Annotated in this window: 14 protein-coding genes and 5 tRNA genes; 1 reads left to right on the top strand and 18 read right to left on the bottom strand. The window is 56.1% G+C overall.

Features of this window, described 5'->3' with window-relative positions:
- Positions 1-42: 42 nt before the first annotated feature.
- From rplJ to Q5Y71_RS01325, 18 genes are all read right to left on the bottom strand, one after another.
- On the bottom strand, positions 43-537 hold the full coding sequence (rplJ, locus tag Q5Y71_RS01410) for a 50S ribosomal protein L10 (RefSeq protein WP_306039463.1): 495 nt from the start codon (positions 535-537) through the stop codon (positions 43-45).
- A 281-nt stretch (positions 538-818) separates the two neighbouring features.
- Positions 819-1,514 carry a 50S ribosomal protein L1 gene (gene rplA / locus Q5Y71_RS01405; protein WP_306039461.1) on the bottom strand — a complete coding sequence of 232 codons (696 nt, stop codon included), beginning with the start codon at positions 1,512-1,514 and terminating at the stop codon, positions 819-821.
- 1 nt (position 1,515) lies between these two features.
- Entirely contained in the window at positions 1,516-1,947 is a 432-nt protein-coding gene (gene rplK / locus Q5Y71_RS01400) for a 50S ribosomal protein L11 (RefSeq protein WP_301415189.1), read from the bottom strand.
- Between the two features lie 159 nt (positions 1,948-2,106).
- Positions 2,107-2,640 (bottom strand): transcription termination/antitermination protein NusG, encoded by a 534-nt coding sequence (nusG, locus tag Q5Y71_RS01395; protein ID WP_306039459.1) that lies wholly within the window; start codon positions 2,638-2,640, stop codon positions 2,107-2,109.
- A 10-nt stretch (positions 2,641-2,650) separates the two neighbouring features.
- A complete protein-coding gene (gene secE, locus Q5Y71_RS01390) occupies positions 2,651-3,019 on the bottom strand; it encodes a preprotein translocase subunit SecE (RefSeq protein WP_301415191.1) in 369 nt (122 codons plus the stop codon).
- 116 nt (positions 3,020-3,135) lie between these two features.
- A tRNA-Trp gene (locus tag Q5Y71_RS01385) sits at positions 3,136-3,211 on the bottom strand.
- A gap of 92 nt (positions 3,212-3,303) precedes the next feature.
- Positions 3,304-4,497, bottom strand: a complete 1,194-nt coding sequence (gene tuf / locus Q5Y71_RS01380) for an elongation factor Tu (RefSeq protein WP_306039457.1) — start codon at positions 4,495-4,497, stop codon at positions 3,304-3,306.
- 129 nt (positions 4,498-4,626) lie between these two features.
- A tRNA-Thr gene (locus Q5Y71_RS01375) sits at positions 4,627-4,701 on the bottom strand.
- 71 nt (positions 4,702-4,772) lie between these two features.
- A tRNA-Gly gene (locus Q5Y71_RS01370) sits at positions 4,773-4,846 on the bottom strand.
- Between the two features lie 63 nt (positions 4,847-4,909).
- Positions 4,910-4,993 (bottom strand) — tRNA-Tyr (locus Q5Y71_RS01365).
- A 108-nt stretch (positions 4,994-5,101) separates the two neighbouring features.
- Positions 5,102-5,177: transfer RNA gene (locus Q5Y71_RS01360), tRNA-Thr, on the bottom strand.
- 192 nt (positions 5,178-5,369) lie between these two features.
- Entirely contained in the window at positions 5,370-6,056 is a 687-nt protein-coding gene (locus Q5Y71_RS01355; RefSeq protein WP_306039455.1) for an SPOR domain-containing protein, read from the bottom strand.
- A 16-nt stretch (positions 6,057-6,072) separates the two neighbouring features.
- Complete coding sequence (locus Q5Y71_RS01350) at positions 6,073-6,810, bottom strand: type III pantothenate kinase (protein ID WP_306039453.1); 738 nt, start codon at positions 6,808-6,810, stop codon at positions 6,073-6,075.
- Entirely contained in the window at positions 6,807-7,808 is a 1,002-nt protein-coding gene (gene birA / locus Q5Y71_RS01345; RefSeq protein WP_306039452.1) for a bifunctional biotin--[acetyl-CoA-carboxylase] ligase/biotin operon repressor BirA, read from the bottom strand. Before birA ends, Q5Y71_RS01350 begins: the two co-directional genes overlap by 4 nt.
- A 13-nt stretch (positions 7,809-7,821) precedes the next feature.
- On the bottom strand, positions 7,822-8,928 hold the full coding sequence (gene alr / locus Q5Y71_RS01340) for an alanine racemase (RefSeq protein WP_306039450.1): 1,107 nt from the start codon (positions 8,926-8,928) through the stop codon (positions 7,822-7,824).
- Between the two features lie 25 nt (positions 8,929-8,953).
- Positions 8,954-10,144, bottom strand: a complete 1,191-nt coding sequence (locus Q5Y71_RS01335) for an ABC transporter permease (protein WP_301415198.1) — start codon at positions 10,142-10,144, stop codon at positions 8,954-8,956.
- On the bottom strand, positions 10,141-10,893 hold the full coding sequence (locus Q5Y71_RS01330) for an ATP-binding cassette domain-containing protein (RefSeq protein ID WP_306039446.1): 753 nt from the start codon (positions 10,891-10,893) through the stop codon (positions 10,141-10,143). The genes Q5Y71_RS01335 and Q5Y71_RS01330 overlap by 4 nt, the downstream gene beginning before the upstream one ends.
- On the bottom strand, positions 10,890-12,281 hold the full coding sequence (locus tag Q5Y71_RS01325; protein ID WP_306039445.1) for an alpha/beta hydrolase: 1,392 nt from the start codon (positions 12,279-12,281) through the stop codon (positions 10,890-10,892). The genes Q5Y71_RS01330 and Q5Y71_RS01325 overlap by 4 nt, the downstream gene beginning before the upstream one ends.
- A gap of 209 nt (positions 12,282-12,490) precedes the next feature.
- On the opposite strand from Q5Y71_RS01325, the gene Q5Y71_RS01320 reads away from it, so the two are divergent.
- Complete coding sequence (locus Q5Y71_RS01320; protein WP_306039443.1) at positions 12,491-13,447, top strand: hypothetical protein; 957 nt, start codon at positions 12,491-12,493, stop codon at positions 13,445-13,447.
- Positions 13,448-13,691 lie beyond the last annotated feature (244 nt).

Here is a 13,691-nt window from a genome sequence, read left to right as displayed (position 1 = left end):
TCGTATTTCGTTTTGAAACCGCGATTCACTTGTGCGAATACCTTACGCAGCTTCCTGCTCTTTTTGGTCGCGAATGGCCGCAATCGTACGAACCAGCTTGCCAGCAGATGCTTCTTTCAACACGCTCATCAGTTTGGCGATCGCCTCGTCAAATGTCGGCAGGCTTGCCAACAGGGCAACGTCGGTGATCGCACCCTCAAAGGCAGCCCCTTTCAGGTCCAGCTTGTCATTGCCCTTGGCGAACTGGCTCAGGATGCGCGCACCAGCACCCGGATGTTCGCTGGAAAATGCAATGATGCTGGGACCTACGAATTTGTCGGTCAGACATTCGTAATCGGTACCTGCCAGAGCGCGACGCGCCAAAGTATTGCGCACGACTTTCAACCAAACGCCGTTCTCGCGCGCCTCTTTGCGCAGGGCGGTCATGTCATTTACGGTAACGCCACGGGAATCCGCAACGACCGCAGACAGAGCGCCGGAAGCAGCTTGCTGGACTTCTGCGACAATCGCTTTTTTGTCTTCGAGTCCAATAGCCATAATGTCACTCCTGGATTTGAAAAAACCGGACGCAATCGTCCGACCCATTTCGGTGCATAAAGCGCAAATCCAGTAAAAATACTGGTTTGGGCGACACCGTCTGCGTAGGCTCGAACCTCTTGTTGGCCCGCCTGGCCGAAGTTCGGATTAAGCCAGATGCGTTCAACCTCAACGCACCGGGCACCTACGGTCTTTGACGGCCCACCCTTTTGCCAAAGCATAGGGGTGAGCCCCAAAGTTCACTGTACTGCCCAGCGGTATTTGCCACTGTGCAGTTTCAATTAGATGTTCAGGGAAGACTGATCGATAGTCAGGCCCGGGCCCATCGTGGTGCTCAGGGTGATCTTCTTCAGAAATACGCCCTTGGCAGAAGCCGGCTTGGCTTTCTTCAGATCAGCAACCAGCGCTTCCAGATTTTCTTTCAGTGCACTTGCGTCAAAAGCCACTTTACCGATACCGCCGTGAATGATGCCGCCTTTATCAGCGCGAAAACGCACCTGGCCCGCCTTGGCATTTTTTACCGCAGTAGCAACATCGGGAGTTACGGTTCCGGTCTTCGGGTTCGGCATCAGGCCGCGCGGCCCGAGAATCTGGCCCAACTGGCCAACAACGCGCATCGCATCCGGGGAAGCGATGACGACATCGAAGTCCATCTTGCCCGCTTTTACCTCAGCAGCCAGCTCGTCCATACCGATCAGGTCAGCACCGGCTTCCTTGGCCGCATCAGCGTTGGCGCCCTGGGTGAAGACAGCAACGCGCACCTCTTTACCGGTACCGTGCGGCAGTGTAGTCGCACCGCGAACAGCCTGGTCAGATTTGCGCGGGTCGATGCCCAGGTTGACAGAGGCGTCTACCGTCTCCGCAAACTTAACACTGGACAGCGTTTTCAGAAGCGCGATCGCCTCTTCGATGCCGTAAGCCTTGCCAGCTTCCACTTGCTCAGCGATAGCGCGCTGGCGCTTGCTCAATTTAGCCATATTACAGACCCTCCACTTCGATACCGGCGCTGCGTGCAGAACCGGCGATGGTACGCACGGCCGCGTCCATATCGGATGCGCTCAGGTCGGGCATTTTGGTGGTGGCAATCTCTTCCAACTGGGCGCGGGTAACCCTGCCCACCTTCTCCGTATTGGGGCGACCGGAACCGCTTTTGATCTTGGCAGCCTTGCGCAGCAATACTGCGGCAGGCGGGGTCTTCATAATGAAGGTGAAGGAGCGATCACTGTATACAGAGATTACAACCGGCACCGGCAGTCCCGGCTCCATACCCTGGGTCTGGGCATTGAAGGCCTTGCAGAATTCCATGATGTTTACACCGTGCTGACCCAGTGCAGGGCCGACGGGCGGACTGGGGTTAGCTTGACCCGCAGCCACTTGCAGCTTGATATAAGCTTCAACTTTCTTAGCCATTACAGCTCTCCTCTAGATGGGTGATAGCGCTTTTCCCAGGCAGCCCTGACGGCTGCAGGGATCTGCTCCCCGAATACCCGAAAAACACAATCCTGTTTTCCGGGGACGCGAAAATCCCCTTCTACCTTCCGGCAAAAGAGGGAAAAAAACGCACTGGAATCAGGACTTTTCTACTTGGCTAAACTCCAGCTCAACCGGGGTGGAACGCCCGAAGATCAACACTGCCACACGCAGGCGGCTCTTCTCATAGTTGACCTCTTCGACCACGCCGTTGAAATCATTAAATGGGCCATCGATCACCCGAACCATCTCACCGGGTTCGAACAGGGTTTTAGGCTTGGGCTTGTCTACAGAGTCGTCTATGCGATTCAGGATAGCCTGTGCCTCACGATCGGTGATAGGCGCCGGCCTGTCCGCCTTGCCACCAATAAAACCGAGCACACGGGGCGTTTCTTTCACCAGGTGCCAGGTGTCGTCATTCAGCTCCATTTCCACCAGGACGTAGCCCGGAAAAAACTTGCGCTCACTCCTGCGCTTCTGCCCAGCCCGCATTTCCACCACTTCTTCGGTGGGAACCAGCACTTCACCAAACAGATGGTCCATCTCGTGCAGCTCAATGCGTTCTTTCAAAGAGCTGGCGACACGTTTCTCATATCCCGAGTAAGCCTGGACCACATACCAATGCTTTGACATGTATCAACCTTTAGCCGATAAGTTTGGAAACTGCCCAACCCAAAGCGGAGTCCAGCCCCCAGAGAATTAACGCCATAATCAGCACAAACACCACCACGACCACTGTGGTCTGCGTTGCCTCTTGGCGGGTCGGCCAGACCACACGCCGAACCTCTGTTTGTGCTTCGCGCAACAATTGCCAGAGAGCATTACCTTTGGCGGTGTTCACTACCACGACCAAGGCAACCAGGCAGATGGCCGTCATCGCCAGTACGCGGTAAATCAAGGGGAATTCGGCGTAATAAGAGTTGCCTGCAACGGCACTGCCAACCAGCAGCACCACCAGAAACCACTTCAGGCCGTCGAGACGAAAGGATTTCGCTTCAGCTTTAGCATTCATATAAATAAGCCCTTGGCGCACTATCAATAAGCGCTTAGCGCTCAAAACACAAAATCCCCACTGACAGGCAGGGTTTTGCGACACCCCCAAGCTTATCCCAAGCGGAGTGATTTAAATGGCAGGCCAGGAGGGACTCGAACCCCCAACACCCGGTTTTGGAGACCGGTGCTCTACCAATTGAACTACTGGCCTGTACAGCACGAGTGTTCGGAGATAGAGAGTGTATCCACACCCTCTCCCATCTGATTCACCGTCAGAGAACCCGGCGATACGACGATCAAGGATTACTCAATGATCTTAGCAACCACGCCGGCACCGACAGTGCGACCACCCTCGCGAATTGCAAAGCGCAGGCCGTCTTCCATCGCAATCGGGGCAATCAGGGTGACAACCATTTGGATATTGTCGCCCGGCATGACCATCTCGGTACCTTCCGGCAACTCTACCGCACCGGTCACATCGGTGGTACGGAAGTAAAACTGCGGACGGTAGCCCTTGAAAAACGGGGTGTGACGGCCGCCTTCGTCCTTGGACAGTACATATACTTCCGCCTCGAACTTGGTGTGCGGTGTGATAGAGCCCGGCTTCGCCAGTACCTGTCCACGCTCCACCTCATCGCGCTTGGTACCGCGCAGCAGTGCACCGATATTTTCACCTGCACGACCCTCGTCGAGCAGCTTGCGGAACATCTCCACACCGGTACAGGTGGTGGAGGTGGTTTCCTTGATACCGACGATTTCGATCTCGTCACCGGTTTTGATAATTCCGCGCTCCACACGACCGGTCACTACGGTACCGCGACCGGAAATGGAGAAGACGTCTTCGATCGGCATCAAAAACGGCTGGTCTACCGCGCGCTCCGGCTCGGGAATGTACTCATCCAGGGTTTCAACCAGCTTCTTCACCGCGGTGGTGCCCAGCTCGTTGTCGTCTTCGCCGTTCAAAGCCATCAGGGCGGAACCGACAATGATCGGGGTATCGTCACCCGGGAACTCGTACTGGTCGAGCAGTTCGCGCACTTCCATTTCCACCAGTTCGAGCAGCTCTTCGTCGTCGACCATGTCCGCTTTGTTCAGGAACACAACGATGTAAGGGACGCCCACCTGGCGGGACAGCAGGATGTGCTCGCGGGTCTGCGGCATGGGGCCGTCAGCGGCGGAGCACACCAGAATCGCGCCGTCCATCTGCGCGGCTCCGGTAATCATGTTCTTCACGTAGTCGGCGTGTCCCGGGCAATCCACATGGGCGTAGTGGCGGGTGGGGGACTCGTACTCAACGTGAGAGGTGGCGATGGTGATACCGCGCTCACGCTCTTCCGGCGCATTGTCGATACCGTCGAAAGCCACTGCGTCACCGCCCCAGACCTCCGCACATACACGGGTCAGCGCTGCGGTCAGGGTGGTTTTACCGTGATCTACGTGACCGATAGTGCCCACGTTTACGTGGGGCTTGGAACGTTCAAACTTTTCTTTTGCCATTGCAGCCTCCTAGTATAGGCGCGCCAATAACGGCATCACCCACGTCCAGAACATGCGAATCCGGCCCGGAAACCCAGACCCCGATACAAACAGCCACAAGAGCCTTTCACTCTTGCGGCTATCGAAAAATGGAGCTCATGGGCGGATTTGAACCGCCGACCTCACCCTTACCAAGGGTGTGCTCTACCCCTGAGCTACATGAGCCAGTTATCACCAATCCGGGTGACCTTCCTATAGCGGGTCGCTCGGGAGCACTCTCGAGCCGCGCTCTTGCTTGGAGCGGGCAGCGGGAATCGAACCCGCATCATCAGCTTGGAAGGCTGAGGTTCTACCATTGAACTATGCCCGCTTGCGAGAACTTGTACCCGAACCCTCTTTACTACTTGGCCGGCCACATATTACGGTATAAATATGGTGCAGGGGGGTGGATTCGAACCACCGAAGCTTTCGCGTCAGATTTACAGTCTGATCCCTTTGGCCACTCGGGAACCCCTGCTCTAAGCGGCGTGCATTTTCCACACCTCTCTCCGGTGAACTCAACGTCTTTCTTTGGATTTCAAGGAGTTACCTGAAATGCTCATGCCGAGTCGCGCCGGGGTAAGAATGGAGCTGGCGAGAGGAGTCGAACCCCCGACCGGCTGATTACAAGTCAGCTGCTCTACCAACTGAGCTACGCCAGCTCTTTCCCGTTCACCTTCAGGGCCAAACTGAGCCCCGTCAGTGGAGGCGGGATTCTATGGGAAGTTATCCTGACAAGCAACACCCTTTATACAGATAAATCAGAATTCTTTTGTCGCCAATTACCTTGTTTCGACGAACTCAGTCCTCCAGGGAGCGGCGATCAGAATTTAGGTCTAAAGGCAGGTCAAATATCATCCAGCCACTTCAGAACAGAGATTTTGACGTCGATCCAATTCGGGATATTCCTCTCCAAGTTGCTGCCAAAACTCCGTGGCCAAATGCTCCAGAGCCCCCGGCTTCAAGACGATCCATCGCTCCAGGTAAGTCTGCGGCTCTTCGCGGAATTTTGCACCAATACCCTTGCTGCTGAGTTCCGCCACGAGCAGTTCGGCGCGAGCACGCTCGCTGAAAATGCCAAAAGAGATCCCATCGGCAAGTGTACCTTTGGGGATAACATAGCTATCGATACCCTGAGCCTGCAGCTCACGCAACTTGTTGAAAGCCTCGCGCCGCGAATGCAACGGGGGCAGAAACACCCAGTAGCGCATCTGTCCCTGCATCTCTATTTCGCGCAAATCCCCTTGAACCTGCAGGGCCTTCAGGCGCTGCATAATGTCCTGCCCCCGGTAGATCTGCGGAAAGGGGCCAATCAGGGTGCAGTGTTGTTCCTGCGCAGTGACAGCGGAGATTGACGCGGATGCCGCCTCGGCTGCTGGCAGCGCCCCCGGCGACGCTTCACTGATCATAACAAGGCGCCGCCCCTGCCCAGTCCCGTCTTCGCCCGCGACCCCGGTACCGCCCTCGGACGGAGGGGTGGCCATGTACCAGGTAAAAAGACCAAGATTCAGCAGCAGGAGAAAAAAAGCTATCCAACGCATATTCAGTGTCATTCATTCACGGGTTGCTCAAAGAAAGGCCATCCAGCACCAGATCCGGGACCAGGCGATGTTCTCGCCGGCAGAACGTCGACAGCAGCGGCGCATCGCCACCGGTGAGCCAAAGGAGCGATTCGCGCCCGGCACTGTGTTGCAACTCCTCCAGAGCGCGATCAATGGCGCCGAGCACCATCAATAGCAACCCCCGGTTTACCCCTTCATCGGTCGTGCGCCCGGCACACAGGGGGTCGTTCAGAGCAATGTCTCGCGCGCTTCTCGCAGCGTGCGTATCCACGCGCAGGGAGCGCTGCATCAGACCGATGCCGGGTGCGATATATCCACCAAGATGGCGTCCGTCATTATCCAGCAGATCCAGGGTCACCGCGCTGCCACAATCGACAATCAAGGCGGCCCGCCGAGATTGCCCATAGGCCGCTAGCATGGCGAGCCAGCGATCTGCTCCGAGCAAGCTGTGGTTGTCGTACCCACAAACGACACCGGCGCACTCCGACTCCACCTGTGAAAACTCTACCTCCAGAGAGAACAGATTCCACACATGATTCACTAGCAACTCAGCTACAACAGGGCCCGCCACATTCACAGCGCGCACCCGTGTGGGGCGAAGCTCACCCCAATCCCCGGGTAATCTACCCGCGGCGAGTGCAGCAACGTCAAAACCACCCCGCAACCCCACCTTTTCCCCGGCGAGCAAACGCCATTTTCCCCGGCTATTACCGATATCTAGTTCGAGAATCACACCTGTCCCCGCAATGAGATCTCCCCTCCATGGAAGTACTTCAATTCACCGGCCATCTCCAGTATCAGGGCCCCTTTGTCACTCACGCCCGCCGCCGTGCCACGCCAGGTTTCGGTTCCGGACTGCAGGACCACTGGCTGCCCTGCAAACTGGTCCAGGGCGGCCCAGGCATCGCGGTAGGCACGGAAGCCCTGTTCCGGGTAATCTTTCAGCAATGGCAACAATTCGTCCAGTATGGTCGCTGCCAGGAGATTGCGCGGGATACCCGGGCACACCCGCTGCAGATCCGCCCAGGGCTGATCAATTGCACCGGCAGCCTGACCGCGCAAACCGCTATTCAGGCCGATACCAATCACCACCCCACAGCGATCGGTGAGATCGCCCTTTAATTCCAGCAAAACTCCGGCCAGCTTGCGCCCCCGGCACCAGATATCATTGGGCCATTTGAGGCGAACACCGGGAACTTCAAAGCGCCCCAAAGCCCGCGCAAGCGCTACTCCAACAGAGAGACTTAACCCTTCCAGACTCTGTACGCCACCGCTAAATTCCCAGCCAACCGAAAGGAGGATTCCGGCACCAAAAGGACTGACCCAGTGGCGCCCGCGGCGTCCGCGGCCAGTGCTCTGGTACTCGGCAAACATCACTACAGCGTGCCCGGTACCCGCTTCCATTAATGCCAGTAATTGGGCATTTGTGGAATCCACCTCGTCACGCAGGATCAGCGAGTGCAAAAGCGACCTGCTCCGGTCACCCAGCGCCGCATGAATTTTCTCCGCCGCGAGCAGGTCCAGCCCCCCGCGCAGACAGTAGCCGCGCCCTTTGACCGACTCCAGTACCAGACCGTATTGCCCGAGCTTCTGCAACTGCTTCCAGACCGCTGCTCGGCTTATCCCCAGGGCAGCGCCGAGAGATTCACCGGAATGCATCCTGCCATCTGCCAGCAATGACAGAACGGGGCGCAACTGCGCCAGCGGACTTTTTACGGTACTGTCTTGCAACTTGATCAACCTTTTATATATAGCGACGGAAATAGCGATGGCCCAGGCTGGTCAACACTTCATAACCAATGGTGTCCGCATATTGCGCCACCTCATCCACAGTCAGGTCCTGATTAAGGATTTCGATCGACTGCAGGGACTCGCGCTCTTTCGCCGAAAGCGCGGAGATATCAAACGTGGTGGAATCCATGGATATGCGCCCCACAATCGGCAGCTTGCGACCACAAGCCCAGCCGTGACCGCGCCCCCCTTGGGCACGCATTATACCGTCGGCATAGCCACCACGGGCCACCGCTAGCCAACTCCCCGCCGCCATCCGCTGGGTAGCACCATAACCGACAGATTGTTCTTGGCTTAGATGCCGCTTTTGCACTATGGGCAGGCTGAGTGTCACGGTGGACCGCATGGGGTTGGGGATGCCGGGTACCGGGTTGATGCCATAGAGTGCGGAACCGGGACGCACGATATCAAAGTGATAATCCTTCCCAAGGAAGATACCCGATGAATTGGCGAGGCTCAGCTGGATATTCGGGCAAAGTGTTCGCAGCCTCTGCCCTGCCTCTTTGAAACTGCGCAGTTGCTGTATATTTTGCGCGTGTTGCGGCTCATCTGCACAAGCCAGGTGACTGAGTAGTATGCGAATATCTGCCAGGCGCAGGAGCTCGCGATCCCGCAACAGGTGCTCGAACTCTTCCGCACTCAACCCCAATCGGGTCATCCCCGAGTCCACTTTCACAGCACAGGGCGCCTCCAACCCAGCGCGGGCGCATGTCCCCACCCAGTGGCGCAATTGTTCGAGTGTGAACAGCGTCGGCATAAGCCCTGCGCGGGCGCACTCCAGCTCCGCCCCAGCACGTACACCGGTCAGAATGACGATAGGGACATCATCACCCAGCGCGTCCCGAAGGCTCTCCCCCTCCGCCTGGGTTGCAACAAAGAAGTCGCGACACCCCTGCCGATAAAGCGTCGGTGCCACATGGGACATACCCAGGCCGTAGGCATCTGCCTTGACCACCGCGCCACAACGGGCGCCGCCTGCCACCCGAGTGACCAGGTCCTGATAGTTATCTGCAATGGACTGCAAATTAATGCTCAGCAGCCCCTCGCGAGAATCGGTCATAGCATCACAAGCCTCGACTTACCTGCTAGGTCGCCCCCAGCAAGCGCTCGCGCTGTAGGGCACCGGCACCCACTAATATACACAGCCCAGCCATAGAAAGGGTGACCAGAGAGCCAGCGATTGCCAGCGGTAAAGATATTGTCTCGCCTACCAGCAGCGCCTTTAGCCACTGTTGCTGCCCCACTAATGGCACAAGCTGCCAGACTGGAGCCTCAAGATCCACTTTGGACATATCCAGGCCAAACAGTATTAACAGTGGCACAATTTGCAATAGCCCCAGTTGCATTTGGGCATCTTTAAACGATTGGGAGCGCAGCGCCAGGAGAATCTGGGCCACGGCTACCAACAGGGACAAGGGCAGCAACAGCAGTCCCATCACAGGGATTGCATAGAGGGAAACCGAATACTGGATCCCCAGCTCTGATAAAGGCAGTAGTGGCAGCACAGATACCATACCGGCAATCCCAACAAGACCGCTGAGCCAGCCGATACTGGATACCGCCAAAACTTTCGCCAACACGATCTGCGAGCCCGCCAGGGGTTGCTGTAACAATACCTCCAGACTGAGACGTTCCCGCTCCCCCGCGGAGCTGTCTATGGATGCGCCAAGACAGGCTACAAAGATGCCCAGTATCAGCATACTGGGCATCATGGTAAGAAGCAGCGCGCCCCGCTCTGAAGGCGCACTCACATCCCGAACCTCCAACTGCCACGGGATCAATACTTGGGGGGCAACGCCTCTCGCTATCAATCGCTGTCTCGCCACTATTGACTGAAATTCACCCAAGTGCCTTTGGAGGTAAGAGACCTGTTCATGAATACCTTTTGCTGAGCTATCCATATAAAGATACAGTTTAGGCACCAGAAGGTTTCGAAATGCTGAGTTAAAATTGTCACCCACTTCCAGAACCAGATCGAACCCATTTTCGAGCAGTGCCTTGGGCGCGCCCTCTTGGATGGTTTTCACCTCAAGGCGAGCGCCCGCTAACTGCCGCTCCAAAAAGGGGACTGCTTCCCTGGAAAGCAGCGCCAACCGCAATCTATCCTCTGCATTGTTTTTGACCGCATAAACGATCCCGCCAATACTCAGAGTTGGGAGCAACAAGCAGGTGATCATTGCCGTAAATACGGCCCGGCGATCACGCCATATCTCCAGACACTCCTTGCGCAGTAATGCAAAGCTCTGCTGCCACACCAAACTCCTGCCAAAATTCATACCAGCACCCCCTCACCATGGCTTGTCCCTTTAATGCCATAGGCAAGAGCGACGAAACTCTCTTCCAGGCTGCCTGTTCCTGAAAGATGCATCAGTTCTTCCGGTGCACCATGACCAACAATGACCCCTTCCGACATTACCAAGACAGAATCTGAAAGCTCAGAGACCTCCGCCATCACATGGCTCGAGAATAAAATGGCAGTCCCTTGTGCGCGCAGTTGCAACAGTGTTTTACGCAACAGGCGCGCAGCGAGCACATCAAGGCCGCGGGTGGGCTCATCGAGAATCAGGTGACCTGGGCGGTGAATGAGTGCGCGAGCAAGGGAAACCTTCATGCGCTCCCCCTGGGAAAACCCCTTGGTGCGGCGATTCCAAACACTATCCAGCTCCAGCTCAACACGCACAGATTCCAGCGCTCGCTCCAGTGCCTCTCCGGCAAGCCCCTGGGCACCAGCGAAAAAGGTCAAATACTCTTCAACGGTCAGACGCTCATACAAGCCTTCCCGATCCCCCACAATGCCCAACTGTCGTCGAGCAGCCAAGCGGTGCCGGGCGACATCCAAACCACCCACGGAGACCTTCCCACTATCGGCTTTAAGCAGCCCGGAAATAATGCGCAGACAGGTCGTCTTGCCTGCACCATTTGCTCCCAGTAGCGCGGTGATTTGGCCATCGGGTACGGAAAAGCTGAGGTTTTTTAAAACACTTCTACTGGCAAACTGTTTTTCAACCGATTCAACCCTGATCACAGATGCTCTCCCCCAAGATTATTTTCACCTTCCACCAACGGCGTCTTTCTTCCTGGTGCCGGACCAAACCCATCGACCATAAATGGTGGCCTGTGAATTTCCTCCATGCACCCCTGTTCCAACGGCTTGTCCGGCGCATGCAGAAAGTCGGCAATCAGCTCAGGGATACACCCGCGGCCCGTATTGGAATGCCCACCGCCTGCAATGATCAAGTGCTGTTTATTGGAGAGATATTGCAACTGCTCATCGACATACCGAGGGGGCGTAATTGGGTCCGCCTCCCCGGAAATCAGCAAAACCGGGTGACTTCTGAGCTCTGGTTTGGTGTATGGTTTTTCGGATACCGGCCATACCTGGCAGCCTCGCTCAAACATTTCCAGGAAGGCATTACCCAGGAAAGTACCTGCCTCATCCCTGGCAACTTCCTCAGGGCTAATTCTGTTTAACTCCTCAGCACAGGCAACTGAGAAGGTCAGTCCCAGGGACATGATGTTCTGGCGAAGCAGCCCTTCTATCGCCGAGAGCGGCAGATAGTTGCCGCGACTGGCCTGCTTGATGGCATAGGGCAGTAGTGCCGCTGTTTCCGGATGGTAGAGAGCCCCCCGGATGACATTCTGTAAAACCCAGCGCGGTACTGGCTCTTCAGAGAGAACGCCGGTAAATGGGTCGGGAAACGGTATGGCAGTAGCTTGCCAGTTTTCCAACAAGTCGTTGAGTTCGGTTCGCCAATCACCCAGTTGGGCACAGGCTCTATCTTTCAAGCAATCCCGCTCCAGTGCCTGTAGGGCGCCCTCTGCCGCCTGTGCGGTTAAAAACACCTTGGTTTCTATTGGCGCTACCGCATCCAGAACCAGCACACTCAAGCTCTCGGGATACCATTGCTGGTACAGCAATGCAGTGCGCGTACCCCAGGAGACACCCCACAGAGCAATCTTCCGGTGCCCCAGATGTTTTCGCACCCTCTCCAGGTCATTGACTGTTTGGCGACTACTCAGGGAATTGGCAAAGCTTTTCTGTTCCAGGTAGCAATCCGCCAACTCCGAAGAAAAAACCTCCAGGTCCGTGGGAAGCATCAGCTTCCAGCCACAATCCAACGACTGTGAAAGCCCTGCACCACGGCGATCTACGAGTACAATCGCACGCTCCCGATTGACCCTGCGAAAAAGATTCAACATCGGAGCCAGATCGCTGGCGGCCTGGCCTGGCCCACCGGCCAGTAAATAAAGCGGTGCCTTATCGCTCTCGCTCACAGCAGGCGCTACCATCACCGCCAAAGACACCCTTGTATCCCCTTTACCAACGGTGAGCCGTGAACACCGAAGCGTATTCCTCCAGCCATCCAGGTAGCAATCGCGAGATTCCGCCACCTCTGAATCGGCCCAAGCCATCGGAGATACAACCCCGCAAAGCACGGCTGCACTCGTGAGCACCCAGCGTATCCCGATCATGACCACCCCTCTTCACTCAAAAGTCGTATGTGACAGTGTACCGAACCAGGTCCGGGCATGTCGCACTTGTAGCATGTCGGCCAATTACATTAGCGCCCATCTCCCTGCAATGTTAAGGTTTCGGTTTTACGCTGCCCATGACTATACCCATGAGCTTCTCAGACCGTGAAAGGCACTTGATTCGGGCCGCCTTTGCCTGGGGCCAGATCACCCAACAGGAAGGTTATACCCTTTCCGATCTGGAGATCGAAAAGTCGGTATTATTTCGCCGCCTGCTCGGCGGTCGCCCACCCCTGGCCTTCCCGCCACCTTTGCGCCACGGTTTTCCCTGGTACGATGTGATCGAAGGCCGCAGTGAACATATTGTCAATGCCTCAGAGGCCTCACCCGAGTGCAGCATTATCGCCCCGGACTGCAACCCTGGTGATATCTGTATACTGATCGATGGGACCTTTTGGCGTGTCGTGGATACCATTCGTGAACAGGAGGAGTATGTCGTCGAATGGGGCCAATACCCCATGCAATGGCGTCTGAAAAAGCACTGGGAAGTCAACTACGAGATGACCCAGCAATTACACAGCTTTCGCAGGAACAACCCCTCCACAGAAGTCAGTTTTGACCATTATCTCGGTCAGCGTGAATATCGGGAATTTCGCATTGGCGATGACCAGACGGTATGGCTATGCGAATGGCAGTTAAGCCGTATTAGTCTCTCCGGCTGGGTCTGGGTTGGCACCGTGCTTCCCCCTATCGAAGATAACCTTTCCACAATCTCCGAAGACGCTTTAGGACCAGTGATTCTTGGCAAAAAAGGTACAGATACAGGCGATGCCTGGCTGCGTATTGAACAGGCTGAGCGGGAATCCCGCCTGGTCAGACTGACGGGGCAGCACGATTACCAGTTGCTGACCTCAGCCAGTGCTGCGGAGCTCAAAAGTTTGCTACACAGCTTGCAAGAAGAAAGCGGGTATGTCGAAGTCCTGGACTGGTGCGAATGCAGGCCTCTTCGCCGCTTCTCCCTCCCCACCCAGTTTGTCCCTCCGGAGACACTAAATCTAACAGGGATCAATTACGACTTGGTGCCTGACAATGCTTACGACCAGTAAGAAAAAGCAATGGCCAGACAATAGACCTCAAATTGTCAGACGCCACAAATACTGATCCTCGGTATCTGGAATGTGGTCAAATCGCAGCTTGCAGAGTGTAATCCAGTCTTCACAGACTGCAATCCCTACGGCACTCATACTCAATATCCTACCTCACAAAAACCTATCGTTGCAGTTCGTTTGAACTGAAGTAACCAATCGGGGGCAGCCTTTATCCTTTTGCGGGTGTAATAAAGATACGAAA

This window comes from Microbulbifer sp. 2205BS26-8 (assembly GCF_030731025.1).
Taxonomy (GTDB): Bacteria; Pseudomonadota; Gammaproteobacteria; order Pseudomonadales; family Cellvibrionaceae; genus Microbulbifer; species Microbulbifer spongiae.
Note: the sequence above shows the minus strand (reverse complement) of the source record. Positions and strands in the feature narration are given on the sequence as shown.

Bases quoted from the DNA above. Each gene is read 5' to 3' on its own strand.
- rplJ (WP_306039463.1), bottom strand. From the start codon at position 537: ATGGCTATTGGACTCGAAGACAAAAAAGCGATTGTCGCAGAAGTCCAG.
- rplA (WP_306039461.1), bottom strand. From the start codon at position 1,514: ATGGCTAAATTGAGCAAGCGCCAGCGCGCTATCGCTGAGCAAGTGGAA.
- rplK (WP_301415189.1), bottom strand. From the start codon at position 1,947: ATGGCTAAGAAAGTTGAAGCTTATATCAAGCTGCAAGTGGCTGCGGGT.
- nusG (WP_306039459.1), bottom strand. From the start codon at position 2,640: ATGTCAAAGCATTGGTATGTGGTCCAGGCTTACTCGGGATATGAGAAA.
- secE (WP_301415191.1), bottom strand. From the start codon at position 3,019: ATGAATGCTAAAGCTGAAGCGAAATCCTTTCGTCTCGACGGCCTGAAG.
- tuf (WP_306039457.1), bottom strand. From the start codon at position 4,497: ATGGCAAAAGAAAAGTTTGAACGTTCCAAGCCCCACGTAAACGTGGGC.
- Q5Y71_RS01355 (WP_306039455.1), bottom strand. From the start codon at position 6,056: ATGCGTTGGATAGCTTTTTTTCTCCTGCTGCTGAATCTTGGTCTTTTT.
- alr (WP_306039450.1), bottom strand. From the start codon at position 8,928: ATGACCGATTCTCGCGAGGGGCTGCTGAGCATTAATTTGCAGTCCATT.
- Q5Y71_RS01335 (WP_301415198.1), bottom strand. From the start codon at position 10,144: ATGAATTTTGGCAGGAGTTTGGTGTGGCAGCAGAGCTTTGCATTACTG.
- Q5Y71_RS01325 (WP_306039445.1), bottom strand. From the start codon at position 12,281: ATGGCTTGGGCCGATTCAGAGGTGGCGGAATCTCGCGATTGCTACCTG.
- Q5Y71_RS01320 (WP_306039443.1), top strand. From the start codon at position 12,491: ATGAGCTTCTCAGACCGTGAAAGGCACTTGATTCGGGCCGCCTTTGCC.